The sequence below is a fragment of the Paenibacillus qinlingensis genome, assembly GCF_013204845.1.
Lineage (GTDB): Bacteria > Bacillota > Bacilli > Paenibacillales > NBRC-103111 > Paenibacillus_E > Paenibacillus_E qinlingensis.
In genome coordinates, this window is sequence record NZ_JABMKY010000021.1 from 91,862 (window position 1) to 107,714 (window position 15,853).

Here is a 15,853-nt window from a genome sequence, read left to right on the forward strand (position 1 = left end):
GTAGAACATTGTAGTATTTTGTCGAATGATGTGGCAAGAGATTTATAGCATGGTTGCCGTGACCAACAGATGCCGAAGTATTCGTTAATTAATGATGATAATCAGATAGATCAATAGAATGGAGATGAGTTATCGTGTTGCGTACACTTCTGAATAAAACTTCCCTCACTATAGCGGGATTAATGTCTGGGACTTCCTTGGATGGTATTGATGTTGCTATTGTCCACATCGAGGGCAGTGGTATAGAAACAAGCATCAAGTTGCTTCACTTTGAGAGTCTGCCTTTCGAAGAAGAGATGCGAGAAAAGCTTAAACTGTTATGTACGATAGAGCATTCTGATGTTGCTCAAGTGTGTGGCATGAATTTCGCCATTGCAGAGCGTTTCGCAGATGCGGTAATCCTAACAGCTCAAGCAGGAAATATCAGCATGGACGAAATCGATCTTATTTCGACGCATGGGCAGACGATCTGGCACATCCCAGTAGCGGATGATGTGGACCGTTTTCTTCCCAAATCAACGCTGCAAATCGGTGATCTGTCTGTGATTGCCAAGCGAACAGGCAAACCTGTCGTTGGTGATTTCAGGACAGCCGATATAGCTGTTGGCGGGCAAGGTGCACCACTGGTTCCTTATGGCGACGATCTCATGTTCAGAGATGCGAATAAAGGCCGAATCCTTCAAAACATAGGCGGAATCGGCAATTGCACGGCACTTCCGGCCGCCAGTGCAGATGGCGGTATGATTGCATTTGATACCGGGCCGGGAAATATGGTGATGGATCAGGTGGTATATGAGCTATCCGAAGGGAAGTTCTCATACGATGCTAATGGCGATTGGGCTGCCAAAGGCAAGGTACATAACGGATTGCTAGGGGACATGCTCGCACATCCGTATTTTCAAGAACCGCCTCCGAAGACGACGGGACGCGAAATGTTCGGGAAAGCCTACGCTTCCGCATGGCTGGTATCAGCACTGGAGCAGGGGCTTGCACACGAGGATATCGTAGCGACGGCGACAGCTTTTACCGCGCATACGATTGCTCGCGGGTATCAGGACTACATTTTGCCACAGTGTAGCATTGCGGAAGTAATCGTGAGTGGAGGCGGTGCGCATAATCGCACACTGCTTCGGATGCTGGCAGATTTACTGCCTGAGCAAACTATCCTTACGTCAGATGAACTTGGTATTTCAGCAGATGCGAAAGAAGCGATTCTGTTTGCACTGCTCGGCAATGCCTTCATCCAAGGAGAGCCGAACAATGTTCCTGCGGCGACAGGAGCGGAAAGACCGACGATATTGGGGAAACTAGCGCTGCCATAGCATTGTATAAGACCGAAGCCATCTGAACAAGCAGGTGGTCATTCGGTCTTATTTTTTGTTTAGGAGAAGTGTCTACTTTTTTGGTACAATGTTAACAACTTACTAGAGTTGTAAAGGAGAGAAGTATGCATGCCGCCTATCCTCAAAAGTATTCTTAAGCTTATCGTTGTTATTCTCTTAATTGTTATGGCGTTTCGGGTTAACTGGTTAATTGGGGTAGCAGCCATTTTAGTTATTCTGGGCTATTTTGTTTATGTGAACCGCTCCGCCATGTACGCTCAGAGAGGCAATCTGGCCTATATGAGGGGTGATCGTGAGCAAGCGTTGATATGGATGGAAAAAGCGTATGTCTCGAAAGCCTTTCTGCCGAAACATCAGATTGGATATGGCTATTTGTTAATGAAAACAGGTGATCTTACCAAGGCTGAGCAAATGTTCGAAGAGGTCCTGCAATCAGCGAAAGCTTCTGATATCCGCATACAAGCGAAGCTTAATGTAGCTACAGTGTATTGGTTAAAGAACAAGCGGGACGAAGCTTTAAGCATGTTGCAGGAACTAGCCAACGAGGTCAAGAACACGCTGGTTTATGGGAATTATGGTTATTTTCAAATCCTGCAGGGAGACTTGGAAGAGGCACTTACCTACAATCTGGAGGCCTATGCCTACAATGACAACGATATCACCATTATGGATAACTTAGCGCAAAACTACTATATGCTCGGTCGTCTGAATGAAGCGGATGAGATGTATACGAAGGTGATTGCCAAAACGCCTAAGCACGCAGAGTCCTATTATTTCTATGCGCGAACGCTTCATCAACTCGGTCGAACGCAAGAGGCGCGGGCGCAGATTGAAACGGCGTTGGGGAAGGAACTTGCTCTCGTTACTCCTTTAACCAAAGAGGATATTGCGTTATTCGCAAGTGAACTAGGTAAAGATGAAGCTGAGCAAGTGCAAGGGGAGTAGGCTGTAGGTGTAAAAAAGAGCCCGTTCGAGGGATGAAACTCGAGCGGGCTTTGTTGATTGGGGCGGTCATTCTAACGGACAAGGGAGCCGTTATTTGACTACAAAATAAGGGATCCAAATTCTAACGGACTGTGCAGCTGTTATTTGCATGTATTAGCGATAAATGAGCGTACATAACTTTAAATAACGCTCCTAGTGTCCGTTAGACATTGAAATTTGCTGAATAACAGCTTATAAAGGCTGTCAGGTCCGTTAGCGTGACTTAATCGGCATCTGACGCTCGGGCGTCGATGGGATGCAACGCCCGTTACCAGGCGACAGCCCGTTTCAATTTACCTAGAAATTAATTCATTTGATACGTGAGTTGTGATACTGATGACGACGCAGCGTTAGTCAATTTTTTAGTCCAGATACAGTACCCCATGCCTACATACGACAATCCCCAGAAGAAAGCAAAATACTTGTTATCGGCAATGGGGAGGAACATCGCGAGTATCATGATCAGCATGAGTGCGGGTACCCATCGTGGAAAAACTTTTGCCAAGTAAGTCAGGATCATGAACACCAAAGTGCCTCCAAGGAAACCAATCGTACCGAACATTTGCGAAACGTTTAGCAGCAACCCTTCCGGTTTGGCCGCATCTGCTCCGCCGGTAGCAAATTGGGACCATAACATCGCTGTTGTTAGTATATTTCCAATAATGATAGCGAGAATCGTGATAAAACCGGTGACCCCTGTTTCACGGGATTGTACCTGGTAAAAAGCGATCGATCCGACAGACATGAGAATGCAGGCAATTAAGCCTGTCGTCAATTCTTGTGTGCTATCCGTTCCCCAAATGAGAGAGGCGGGGGTCATCCCCATTCTTGCAATTCCTGCTACAATACAAATCATGCCCAGCCATTTAATTACTTTTTGATCCGTCATTTTACCCATCCTCCAATTGGTTAAGTGTGTTGCTCCTGTTTTTAGATTACTGGAAGGGAAATCACGGAGAACAGAGCAGCGAGTTCCTGGTTTTCGGGAATATTTTCGGGAACAATTTGGGAATTGACGGTCTGAGTCGGGAAATTGCTCCATATCCATATTCAGCTATTGATCCAGCAAGTTATAATACAGACAGGCAAACATTCATGTAGAAAGAATGGGGTTGTATGAGGATTGTTACATTTAAGCAAAGCAGGTAGTCCGGTAGCTGGTAACAAGAGGCAAGTTTTGTGGTCGATGCGGATTGCACAGCTATTTGTACTTAGCTTTAGTCTACTGACTGCTGCGCTATATGTAAGTTTAATTCCACAGTACTACAAGATACTTGTTGAAAAATGTATCCTACAAGGCTGCGGTAATCTCGTTCCTGCGATGCCTTTACCGGCAACTGGATGGAGCTTGGAGCAATTTGGACTGTTATTCGTACTTATTGATGTTTTGTTTACATTCGTTTTTTATATGACATCAGCGATCGTGCTTTGGAAAGGGTTCCGAGAACCGATGGGGCTTGTAGCAGTTGTCGCAATGATTTCTTTCGGATCATCGTTCCCGTCGTTGGTCATGACGGCATCCGAAGGAACTGTGTTTACACAGGATTGGTTCTTAGGTGTCTCGATGTTAAGTTGGGTGTCCTTGTCCTTGTTTCTCTTACTATTTCCGAATGGCAAATTTGTGCCCAATTGGTCGCGTTATATTTTTGTAATCATCATGATTGTTGATGTGATGACGCTCGTATATGAAGGGCAGATGTGGGAAAGGTTTCATATCCCAGCCTTGTTCCAGTTTCTTTGGTATGGGTTATCCACGCTAGTTTTGATATATTCCCAAGTGTATCGCTTCCGAAATAGGGCTACTGCTGCCGAGCGGCAACAAACGAAATGGGTCGTTTATGGAGCTTCCATTGGCATTGTTGGATTCATTGGCATGAGTGCTTTGTTTGATCCTAATTTTCATGATGGAACAGCACTGACTTATGTGTATCTAAACGCTGTTTTGAATGCCTCTCTTACTGCTATTCCCATTACATTAATGTTTGCTGTGTTGAGGCAAAGACTGTGGAACATCGATCCACTGGTCAAAAGAACGCTGGTTTATGGATCCTTGTCAGTTTGCATTGTGCTCATATATACCGTGACCGTCATATATTTAAGCCGCGTTTTTCAAACGCGAGATCATTATGTCGCTTCATTACTGGCAACTGCGATTGTGGCAGTTGCTTTTGCTCCACTGAAAGAATGGTTACAGCGACAAATAAATCGGCTAATGAAGGGCCGCCACGACGATCCATACGCGGTGCTGCTTGAACTAGGCAATCAGTTGATTCAACCACAGGATCCTGACGCCATGCTGCATGCTGTTGTAAGAACGGTGAAGGAGGCGCTGCGAATTCCCTATACAGCTATCTATACGGGGATCGGCGGTCAGACCACCTTAGTTGCTTCGGCGGGCAACTTGCTATATGAGCAACATGTCTTGCCGATTATTCATCGCGGGAAGGAACTGGGAACGTTGCACATTGCCAGCCGATCAGCGGGGGAAGGATTTACAGCGGATGACAACAAATTTCTGGATGTTCTTCTCAGGCAAGCTGGACCCATTGTGGAGAACTGGCATATGACGCAGGGGATGAAGCTACTGGCAGAAGATCTGCAGGAGTCAAGGGAGAAGCTGGTGCTAGCGCGGGAAGAAGAACGTTTGTACATTCGTAAAAATTTGCATGATGATTTGGCGCCCAGGCTGGCTGCCCTTGCGCTGAATGCGGCGACTGCTCAAATTTATGTCAAGAAACAGCCTGAAGTAGCGATTGACATGTTGGCGGACTTGCGAAAGGTCATTCGGTCAACGGTGGATGAGATTCGCACGCTGGTCCATGACCTGCGGCCTCCAACACTGGATGAGCTCGGGCTAGTTGGGGCCATTCAGGAACGGATTGCCCTTCTGTCCAAGCCTGCGGCGATGCTTGCAGGGGAGAAAGGCGCTGAAGTGCTGGACATTGGGCTATATGCACCTAGGCCGCTGCCTTCGCTTCCAGCCGCTGTTGAAGTAGCGGTGTATCGAATTGTCACGGAAGCCTTAGTGAATGTCGTGAAACATACCAAAGCAACCACCTGTACGGTAAGCTTGGATATGTCCGAAACCGGCCAGCTTCAGGTGGAGATTAGAGATAATGGGGCAGACTTTGCTCCTCCGTTAGCTAACCCAGTTACTGATGGGAAAAGCGGGATTGGGCTGGTCTCCATGCGGGAAAGGGCAGCAGAATTGGGTGGGCTCTTTACAATTGACCGACCTATGGGCGGAGGGACCCGAGTGTTGGTGGTCATCCCCTTGACTTAAACCTACTTAGATCGCTGTAGAGGAGAATGCCAGACGATGAGAATAATGATTGCAGATGATCATCCGATATTTCGAAGCGGTGTCCGAAATTTGCTGCAAACCACGGAAGATTTAATCGTCGTTGGAGAAGCCGCATCTGGAGACGAAGTAATGGGGCTCGTGGAACAATGTCAGCCTGATTTGATATTAATGGACATTCGAATGCCAGGGCTCAATGGGATTGAAGCGACTCGGTTAGTCAAAGAGAAATATCCGCACATCCATGTGTTAATTCTCACCATGTTCCGTGACGACCAATCGGTCTTTACCGCCATGCGCGTTGGAGCCAAAGGATATGTGCTCAAAGACGCTGATGAAATCGAATTGCTTCAGTCTGTTCGCATGGTTGGCAATGGAGGCGCCGTGTTCAGTTCTGATATTGCGGCACGGATGATGCATTTCTTCTCCGAACCAAGAACACGCAATCCATCGGAGCATCCAGCACTATCTGAGCTGTCCAAACGTGAAATGGAGATTTTGGAGCGGATGGCTGAAGGCCATACCAATGCCCAGATCGGGGCACATCTAACGATTAGTGCCAAAACCGTTGCCAACTACGTTTCTATGATTTTAAATAAATTGCAGGTTGAAGACCGCAATGAAGCCAGCAGAATCTTGCAAGAATTTCGGGAAGGTTCATAGCATGAAAGAAGCCTCGGCCACGGAAATCATGGCCAGAGGCTTTTATTTTGTCTAGTCTTAATAAACATACTCGTCTCAACAGCCAAATTACCCAAAATGAACAAACTGCTGAGTGGAGTCACCTAAAATCTGCCGTCTCAGCCCCCTGGTCACCGAAAAGTAACTCCGAGCCGTGTGTTCCAGGCAAATAGATGGATTTTGTACAGTTATTTTACGAGATTTTCCGATCAAGCGCTCATTTGATGGAAAACCTACAGTTAATTTCATGCATTCTAGCCAAGTGGAACAAAAGAAGTAGCTTTAACTACATATTTTCCAGTTATATCGAGTTTTCGAAGAAACTTGGCTTAAATAGCTGTACTATTTCCAGTTAAAGCAACGAAGTAGCCGGTTATTTGGTCGAGCTCACCTGCAACAGGTGAGCTTCTTTGGTTCTATTGAAATGGGTGAAGGTGAATAGATAATCACCCTTAAAGTAACTATTCTTGTACGCGCCAGCACCTGCGCCAACTTCCAGTTCCATAATGCTGTAGCCTGCATCGTTCGGCTCGTTCAGCTTCTTGAACGTTTCGATGCCTGGCTGCAGCAGCGCTAGAGGCTTCGAGCCCCAAATGCTAAGTGATGTGACCACCGCTTCCTTCGGGTTGGTCTTCGACGGCTCTACCAGCAGCGACAGCTGGTAGGCCGGGTAGCTCAGCAGCAGCTTCACACCCGCTGCTGCCCCAGCCCCCGCGCCTGCCGCGTCGGCAGCCCCCGCGCCTGCCGCGTCGGCAGCCGGCGCAACACCGGAGGCGTCTGCGACCGCCGCCTCCTGCCCCGCGAGCATGACGCTGTCATCCTGCAGCGTCACTTCCGCCGGTTTGCCCAGCAAGTCTTCGACTTTCTTGCTGGACAAACCGATAAAGCCCTGCAGGCTGACGGCGCCGCCTGCCCAGAAACTCCGCAGCAGCGGCGCACCGTCTGCGTCAAACAACGTACCAAGGCCGTCGTAGACGCTGGCCTTGAAATCCCCTTTGTAGACGAGTTTGCCTAACTCGTCATAGGCTTCCCCGACGCCGGTCAGGGCGCCGCTCTGGAACGCGCCTTTGAGGCGCGGTACACCTTTTTCATCGAAAGAGGTGCCCTCGCCATTATACAAACCTACAAGGAATTGGCCTTTATACTTCATCATGCCGCTAGGGTAGAACTCCGTGCCTTCACCTGAGTAGCTGCCGTTTTTGAAGCCGCCTTCATACAAGAGAATGCCCTTCGAATCAAAAAGCTTGCCAGCCCCATTATACAAACTTGCGGAAAATTCTCCTTCATATTGGGTGATTCCTCCCGAGGAAAAGAGCTTGCCAGCGCCATTATACATGCCGCCATTGAAGGCTCCTTCATAGAGCAAGTCACCACTGGGTACATACAACTTGCCAGCCCCGCCGAATTTGCCATTTTGAAACTCGCCGGTATAGATGACTCTCTGCTTTTCATCGTACATGGCGCCAGCGCCATTATAGACATCGGCTGTGAAGGCGCCTTTATAAATCAGGTGTCCTTGCTCATCATAGAGCGCGCCGTTTCCATTTCTCAGACCTTTTTCATAATCACCCTCGTACGCGAGGACGCCGTTGTCATGGTAAAGCTTACCTTTACCCGAATAAAGACCATCTACCAAATCACCAACATAGCGAGCTTCTTTTTTATCTTTTTTGGGATCGGCAACGATTTTACCATTCCCTGAAAAGCTGCCCAGTTTAGGTGAGTTTTCTTGAAGTACGGGGACACGGTTAAGCCATTTGTTTACGATTGCAGGCGGGCGTATGAAGATGAAGAAAGCTAGAACGAGCAGGAATAATAGGATGAAAATTAGCAGTCTTTTGGAGATGTAGTAGGAGCCGATCAAAACGTAGTTTTTCAATGAGGATTCACGCGTTTGTAACATGGTTCGCATCATTTGTTGAAACTTAATAATCGCTAGCTTAGGCAGCCTTCCTACGGTTAGGATGGCCTTCATAATATGCCCGATGAAAGGTGCTACGATAGGCTTCAGCACTTTCTCAATCGTTTTAATCGGCTCCAATGCTCTCACTCCTTATTTCAACTGTAAAAAGAAAAATTTATGGGACCTGAATCGTCATCTGACCAGGTTGTTGAACGGAAATAACACCGCCCCAGTTACACATGCATTTGGAACTATTGTTAAGCGCGGGCATATTCGCGACAAGGACAGTCGGAGCTCCGGGTGCCCAAGGCGCAGCTGTGACGGGGATGCAGGGCATCGGTGTCAAAACGCCAAGAGCCGCAGCTGTTGCCGCTGCAACCATCGGATTGGATGGGGAATTACACATACCAAACGGCAGTATATTCACCATGGGCTTATTATCCATAATATTGGCAATAGGCATTGCGGTCATGACCATATTCGCAGGAAGCACCATTAGCGAACTGGGTGCAGCACCGAACGTGCATTGCAGCATCGCGCCGCCGCATACGATATTCCCCATGATTCAAGCCCCTTCCTTGAAATTATTTCCCGTGCAATAATTCGGCAAAATATGCTGTCATCTATCTTTTATACTACTAGAAAAGGTTATATGCGGCAATCTAATCCTATATTCGCTAGATTTCGCTATTTTTCTCCAAAGAATGGATGCGTGAGTGGTAGAGATATTGTACTATAAAGAGAGAGAAGTACGTGAGCGGAGGGGTTTGTTCTGATTGGTTTGAATATGGTGAAAATAGGGCTTGTAGGCATACTTGCAACCTCCTCAATCCTGACGGCAAGTGCTCGGGTGGAAGCTGCTGGAGTGAAAGCATTGACCATGGGGGAAGCGATTAAACAAGGGCTTCAGAAGAGTACTCAGCTGCGCGATGCCAGAACGGATGTTTTGAAGAAGAGAATCGAGCTGGAACAAGCGCAGCACACAGTTAACAATGAGGAAGCCAAAGCTGCTGGTTTGTTCGCCAGGCCTCGTAATTTAAGCCAAGATATTGGAACGCGAATGAAAGTGCCAGATGCTAGATCTCAGTTGTATTTGGCTCAGGAAACCTTGCGTCAGCAAGGGGATTCAGCTCGATATGAAATTGAGAAAAGTTATTTAACTGCGTATCAAGATGCAGTGGCTGAGGAGCGTGCTCGAAAGAAAGTTGAGGAAGCAAAAACATCCTTAGACACGGTACTGAAGAAAAGGAAATTCGGTCTCGCAGATGGGGCTGAACAAGACAAAGTGGACAAAGCGCTGGAGAAGGCAACTTCGGACTACAAACAAGCGCAGTTGACGGCGAAGTCTAGTCGGTTAGCACTAGGTAAATTACTGGGGCTCGATATGGAAAATAAAGTGGAACTTTCGTTTCAGCCGGATTACGCGGATTTGAATGAGAAAATGCTTCCTACCTTTCTAGCGATGGGACAGAAAACAACAGTAAGCTTGTTAAGAGATACGGAGGCTCGTCGTTTAGCGGATGAAAAGCTGAATACGACACGTAATTTATATAGCAGTAAATTTGGCCCAGCCCGCATGAGGGTGATGGATGGATTATTTAAAGAGCAAGAAATTGATATGGATCTTTTTCAAGCAAGCTATGAGGAAACACTTGGGCGGGTGAAAGAGGATTGGCAGGGATTTTTTATGCTGCTCGGGTTCATTCCTATTCCAAAATCGCTGCTGCAAGGTGAATTTGATGGACTGCGTTATTTGGATGACTTGACGAATGCGTTGCCACTTGCAACCATGGAGCAGAACAAGGTTCAACTGCAGGAAAAAGAAAGCCGAAATGCTGTCATTGCAGCTGTACGGCAATCTTTCTTGGAAGGCAAGGGAGCGGAAGAAGCTTATGCGCAAGCATTGCGTGATAAGGATAATGCGACAACCAATTTAGCGAAGGCGAACCAAAAGGTGAAGCTGAGCTTGATGAAATCAGAGGAGCTTCAAGCTTATAAAGATGCGGTTGATCAGGCGGATCAACAAATTGTGGCTGCACAAATTGCCTATAAAATGGCGCTAGGAAAGCTCGATCAAGGAACGGGTGGAGCTGTGAATCGTACGCTTCGCGAAGGGATACTGCCGTATCGGGATCTCGATGATGGATTGACGCCGATGAAACCGCAGAAACCGAGAGCTCCATTGGGTACTTGGAAGCTGAAACCAGCGGTTGGACAGCTGCTTAGCGATTTCAGTATAAATGTAAGCAAGAAACTGGGTGCAACGGACTACGCCGTATTTACCACAGATGGTAAACGTGTTGGAAAGCGAACCAAAGTCAATAAGCCGTTGCGGAATCTAACGCTAAAATTCAGTCAAATTGACCAGCTTAAGGTCGTGCTCTATAAAAAAGGGAAAGTCATTCAGACGCTGCCGCTCGATGGAAAAGGAAGTACAGGGCAGTTAGTTGCAGCTAGCACTGAGAACGGCGCGGCTTCGGGAGATGCAAGCGGGAGTGCTGGTACGGATGGACAAACAGGAAGCGATGGCAGTACTGGAAACAACGGGAATAACGGAAACACAGGAAACACAAGCAACAGCGGAACTCAAGGAAATGCTGGTGCTAATGAAAATAATGGTGGCAAAGGAAGTACTGGTACTGGTGGCGCCAATGGCGGTGGCTCTGGCTCTGCTAATGGAAATGCAGGCACTGGTAACGGTGACGGAGATGAGAGCGGAACAGATGACAACGCCGAGAATGCTGGGCAAGGTGAAGGTTCTGGCGGTGAGGACGAAGGCTTAGGAACGATCATTATCGGATCGTACAAAGTGAAGCTAGAAGCGTTGACGCCTGAGGCTTTTAATGCGGCAACCGCTACAATGGCGACTTCAGGGCAAGGGATGGTATATCAATCGGATAAGCCAGGCGCTCCATGGATGGGTATGGATGATATCTTAGATCCTAACGTACTAACAGACCCGCCAAGCTCTGTCATTCTATCCCAAAAAGCTGTGGATGCGATCAAGGTGACCATTGAGATCAAGGCGCCAGGCACGATTGCTTCTCTGGAGACGCCTGAGCAGCTTCAAGGAAAGATCGATACACTAAAACAAGACATCGAGAAACTAGAAGTCGCCAAAACTACCGCAGTTGCTGCCATGAAGCTGAGCGAGATCGCCGATCTCGCTGTGCAGATCAAGGACGCGCAAGCTCAGCTCGGTATGCTAGAGGCGCTGATCAAAGGCGACACCAAAGCTGCGCTCGCGAAGATGGCGCTCGTGAACAACCCGGACGCGCTGATCGCAGCGCTGTCCGAGGAAGCATCGCCGGCTGAGCCGGGCGATGGCTCTACAGGCAATGGCGGCGACGGTACCCCCGCCACCACTGATGGCCAGGCCAGCGAAGATCAGCTGGCCTCTCAAGCTGCGCTCCAGCAGCAGAAGCTGGAGCAAGCCCTCGCCGCCGGCGAGCCGGAAGCCGCTGCAGCCATGCTGCAGCAGCTTCTCGCGACGCAGGCGCAGCTCGCGGATGCGGAGTCAGGCGCATCCGAGGGTCTGGCTTCGCTCGCAGCAGCGAAGCAGAAACTGCAGACTGCGCTGAGCGCAGCGCAGGCGCAGCAGGACACGGAGCGGGTGGCGACGCTGACCCGCTCGATCGAGGCCGTCGACGCAGCGAAGCTGTCGACGCAGAAGGCCGCGCTGTTCGCGAAGCTGGACGGCGTGCAGGCACTACTTTCCGAGCTGCTGGCTAACGTAGCCGTTCAAGCAGCATTAAATCAGCAGATCGAAAAGCTGCTGGGCGAACTGCAGCTTCAGGAGAAGTTGAAGTATGCGCCAGAGGAGCTGCAAGAACTTGCAGAGGTTGCAGATAGTTTGGCGAGCATTACTTCCATCCCTGCTTCTGCTGATCTTGCTGAGGTTCCTGTCACGATTCAACCTCTTTCGGCAGAAAACGTGCTTTCTTCCAATATTTCTATCAAATTTGCCGCTCCGCCTGTTATAATAAATGGGCAAGCCTATTTACCTATTAGATCCGTTTCTGAATCGTTTGGAGCGGCGGTAGATTGGGACCCGGAGAGCTTTACAGTCACGGTAAGCACGGAATATACAACCATTACAAGCTCTATTAATCAAGAGACTGCTTACATAGATGGACAGCCTATCGTGATCGATGGACCATCCCTGCTGCTAGATGGTAGGACTTATGTGCCATTAAGATTCATTTCCGAGTCATTAGGCCTAGGTGTCGACTGGAACGCAGCCATGCAAATCATTCAGATTACAAATTAAGAGGAGATACAAGCGATGAAGAAATCGATTGCGGCATTGCTGCTCGTCTTGCTGCTACTGGGTGCCGCAGGTACTTACCTGGGCACACACCAAGATAGTATCCAGCTGTGGCCATGGAAAAAGAGCATGCCTTTCGACGGTTTATCGAAGGCCATCTCAGACTCGCAGAATAACTTATTCGTCATCGATAACGCCAAGAAAACGATACATAAACTGGATGCCCAAGGTATTCTTCAATTCTCCATTACTAGTGAAACGGGGAAGAATGGCGAAGTCTATCGTTTTAACGATATGGCGGTAGATGATCAGGGATATTTATATACGATTCGTACGTTATTAGATCCGTATGGAATTGCTGTCAAATCCGAACAAATTGTGCGCTATAAACCAAACGGTGAATTTGATCGCAGCCTATTCACTCAGGAATATGGTGATGCTCAGACGAAGAGATACCGACTTGGCTCCTTACGCAATGTGCAAGTGCATGAGGGGATGGTGTATTTTTTCAATGATGAAGTGAAGAAGTTATCCTTATACGAAACACCAGTTGGCAACTCGACAACCACTGAGCCTAAATTAACGTATTCAATTACGCTTCCAGCTAACAAATACGTGTCAGAAGCAGACGGATTTAAACCGGGTGAAATTTACTATTCCACGCGTAGCGGTGAAATTTATCGTGTTGGGACCGATGGACGCTCCGAGTTGGTTTATCCGCTTGCTGGAGTAAACCGCACACAACGCAATTTCCCAGAGAGCCTGCATTTGGATCACCAGGGACGGTTGATTTTCATTGATTTTAACTCGCGTATGATTACAAGACTAGATCCGAAACAACCTTATGTATTGGAGGGGATTGTTAACGATGAGAAGGCCAAAGCGAGCGGTGTGGAGCTTGCTTTTGACGCGACTACGAGCAGTATTGGTCCCGATGGCAGTCTTATTATCGTAGAGTCCGCTCAAATTAATCGCCTACTCCCCGATGGTACGATTACGCCTTCTCTAATTGAAGCGCAATTTAGTCGGTCTGCTCAAAACCATGCAATCCTCGTATGGTCGATTGCCATAGTATTCATTTTGTTGGTTCTATATGCCATCAAAATCGTATTTGTTAACCTACTGAAAAGACGCTTGCCGCTTATGGTGAAGCAAATTTTCATTCTCATTCCTGTAATTGCTTTCTCCATGATTCTACTCTCTACCGTCATTTACAACAGTTTCTCTAAGAAAATGGAAGAAGAGACGTTCAGTGAGCTGATTTTACTGGCCAGAAACGGACAAAACCTTGTAGATGGTGACAAATTGGAAAGCCTCACGTCTCCCTTGGATTATGGTGGTACTACCTATCAATCATTCCGCAAGAAGATTCAATCTGTTTTCGAGAACAATGCACGAGATGATAATCAAGGCTTTTACAAGGCTGTATACAAGTATGAAAATGGCGTTATTTATCGCATTCTGGAAGATGATGACGGCATGCATATGTTTAATCCATTTCAACAAACGCCTGAGAATCAACAGGTTGTATTAGAAGGCAAGCCAGCAACAGGTCAATGGGAAGATTTCTCTGGAGAATGGCGCTATGCCATTGCACCTATTTTTAATTCAGCGGGTAAAATTGTCGGTGTTTTCGAAACGAGTAAAAACCTGGATGGTTTGCTGAAGCATCGTCAATCCGTCCTCAACTCAATCATTCGCAATATTGCTTTTATCTCGGTAGGCTTACTGCTCGTGCTTGTGTTCATGACCTATGTGCTTCTCTCTTCCATTCGAAAGCTGCGCAATAGCGTAGGTGAAATTGCCAAAGGAAATTGGGATACCGTTGTGAAAATTAATACACGGGATGAAGTGTCAGACCTTGGCGACAGTGTGAACATCATGGCTGCGCGTATTCGAGACTATATCACCAAGGTTGAGAATTTCAGTCAATCCTACTATCGATTCGTTCCGCAGCAGTTTCTGCGGTTCTTGAACAAAGAGAGTATTCTGGATGTCGAGCTTGGGGATCAAGTGGAACAGCACATGTCCATTCTCATTTTTAACATCCGAGGATTCTATCAATTATCCAAAAGGCTTTCGCCAGAGGAAAACTTTAATTTCGTAAATTCTTTCCTCAAACGATTCGGTCCATATGTCCGCAAGCATGAAGGGCTTATGAATAAGTACTTGGGTGCGGGTTTCATGGCTCTATTCCCAAATCAGACGGATGAAGCGCTGTTCGCTTGTGTGGAGATGCGGAAGGAGCTAGATATCTACAACTCGCATAGATTAAGCGTAGGTTATTCGCCGCTAGATTTCGGAATCGGTCTACATAAAGGACCGCTTCGCCTGGGTATCATTGGAGAGGAACAGCGTTTGGAAGGTAATGTTATCTCTGATGGAGTAAATCTAGCGACCATGCTGGAGAAGATGACGGAGCCGCTGGGATCATCCATTCTAATCACGGATTCTGTGATAAATACCTTGGTAAAGCCTAAGGACTTCCTTTATCGAGATCTTGGTTTGATCCAAGTGGATGGTGTCAAAGAGCCTCTTCACTTGTTCGATGTTTATCAAGGTGATGCAGAAACGATTCGCGCTTTAAAAGAGAAGACCAAAGCTTTGTTCGAGCAAGCTGTTACGTATTATCAGGTTGGACGGTTCTATGATGCACGCGAAGCGTTCTTAATGGTTATTAAACAGAATCGTCAAGATAAAGCGGCTCAATTGTATTTCTATATGTGTGATGAGTATTTCCAAAAAGGCACGACTGGTGAATGGAATGGTACATTATCTGTTTCTTAAGATGATGCTTACGAAACTTACGAAGCTAGTTTTCTTTCGAAAACGTTAAGGAGATTGTGAGATGCAGGTAAGTAATTGGACTGTGCATGAATTAACAAATGAGAAAGATGCGTTACGGATTACAGATTTCTACTTATCACCTGTTTCTTTCGACGATCAACGTCATACACCAGGTGAGTTGGATCATTTCCGTCATGCGCCAATGCTTAGTTTAACGCAGCGTAATCACCGGCATTGGTACATAGAGAATGAAACAGGTGACATTATCGCCGTGACGAGCTGCAAAGAAAATGAGCATCAGTCCGGTGGGTTTCTCTGGGATTACTTAGCTGTTCATCGCGAATATCGACGACATGGATTTGCGAAGGTGTTATTCCAAGCTTTAGAAACGTTTGCCCGTTCTGCAGAAGGGCGTTACATTTTAACGTACACATGTGATTTGCCGGAATATCTCCCCATTCAAAAGATGTTCAAAGCTAATGGTTTCGATTTAATTGGTACGTATCCGAATTATTATTATGAAGGTGAAGCTAGGCTCGCGTTTTATAAACCACTGTCCCCTTGACAGATAGACTAATAGATTGGAC

Annotated in this window: 10 protein-coding genes; 7 read left to right on the forward strand and 3 right to left on the reverse strand. The window is 47.2% G+C overall.

Annotated features, from left to right (window positions below; all coding sequences use genetic code 11):
- Positions 1-131 precede the first annotated feature (131 nt).
- Together HQN88_RS28325 and HQN88_RS28330 are read left to right on the forward strand one after the other, a co-directional pair.
- Positions 132-1,322, forward strand: a complete 1,191-nt coding sequence (locus HQN88_RS28325) for an anhydro-N-acetylmuramic acid kinase (protein WP_420794162.1) — start codon at positions 132-134, stop codon at positions 1,320-1,322.
- A gap of 129 nt (positions 1,323-1,451) precedes the next feature.
- Positions 1,452-2,288: a tetratricopeptide repeat protein gene (locus HQN88_RS28330; RefSeq protein ID WP_173118828.1), complete on the forward strand. Its 837-nt coding sequence runs from the start codon at positions 1,452-1,454 to the stop codon at positions 2,286-2,288.
- A 343-nt stretch (positions 2,289-2,631) separates the two neighbouring features.
- On the opposite strand, the gene HQN88_RS28335 is transcribed toward HQN88_RS28330, so the two are convergent.
- On the reverse strand, positions 2,632-3,216 hold the full coding sequence (locus HQN88_RS28335) for a hypothetical protein (RefSeq protein WP_173118830.1): 585 nt from the start codon (positions 3,214-3,216) through the stop codon (positions 2,632-2,634).
- A 234-nt stretch (positions 3,217-3,450) separates the two neighbouring features.
- Here HQN88_RS28335 and HQN88_RS28340 point away from each other — a divergent pair, with 234 nt between their 5' ends.
- Both HQN88_RS28340 and HQN88_RS28345 read left to right on the forward strand, forming a co-directional pair.
- Positions 3,451-5,610 carry a GAF domain-containing sensor histidine kinase gene (locus HQN88_RS28340; RefSeq protein ID WP_173118832.1) on the forward strand — a complete coding sequence of 720 codons (2,160 nt, stop codon included), beginning with the start codon at positions 3,451-3,453 and terminating at the stop codon, positions 5,608-5,610.
- A gap of 36 nt (positions 5,611-5,646) precedes the next feature.
- On the forward strand, positions 5,647-6,291 hold the full coding sequence (locus tag HQN88_RS28345) for a response regulator transcription factor (protein WP_173118834.1): 645 nt from the start codon (positions 5,647-5,649) through the stop codon (positions 6,289-6,291).
- A 391-nt stretch (positions 6,292-6,682) separates the two neighbouring features.
- Here HQN88_RS28345 and HQN88_RS28350 read toward each other — a convergent pair whose 3' ends face one another.
- Together HQN88_RS28350 and HQN88_RS28355 are read right to left on the reverse strand one after the other, a co-directional pair.
- The gene (locus HQN88_RS28350; RefSeq protein WP_173118836.1) at positions 6,683-8,350 is read right to left on the reverse strand and encodes a hypothetical protein; all 1,668 of its coding nucleotides are present in this window, start codon (positions 8,348-8,350) and stop codon (positions 6,683-6,685) included.
- A 37-nt stretch (positions 8,351-8,387) separates the two neighbouring features.
- Entirely contained in the window at positions 8,388-8,774 is a 387-nt protein-coding gene (locus HQN88_RS28355; RefSeq protein ID WP_173118838.1) for a DUF4280 domain-containing protein, read from the reverse strand.
- Between the two features lie 225 nt (positions 8,775-8,999).
- Between HQN88_RS28355 and HQN88_RS28360 the strand changes: the two genes are divergently transcribed.
- The 3 genes from HQN88_RS28360 (at position 9,000) to HQN88_RS28370 (ending at position 15,831) form a co-directional block, all read left to right on the forward strand.
- On the forward strand, positions 9,000-12,482 hold the full coding sequence (locus tag HQN88_RS28360) for a stalk domain-containing protein (RefSeq protein ID WP_246320512.1): 3,483 nt from the start codon (positions 9,000-9,002) through the stop codon (positions 12,480-12,482).
- Between the two features lie 15 nt (positions 12,483-12,497).
- Positions 12,498-15,266 (forward strand): adenylate/guanylate cyclase domain-containing protein, encoded by a 2,769-nt coding sequence (locus tag HQN88_RS28365; protein WP_173118842.1) that lies wholly within the window; start codon positions 12,498-12,500, stop codon positions 15,264-15,266.
- Between the two features lie 61 nt (positions 15,267-15,327).
- Positions 15,328-15,831: a GNAT family N-acetyltransferase gene (locus tag HQN88_RS28370; protein ID WP_173118844.1), complete on the forward strand. Its 504-nt coding sequence runs from the start codon at positions 15,328-15,330 to the stop codon at positions 15,829-15,831.
- The last annotated feature ends 22 nt before the right edge of the window (positions 15,832-15,853 follow it).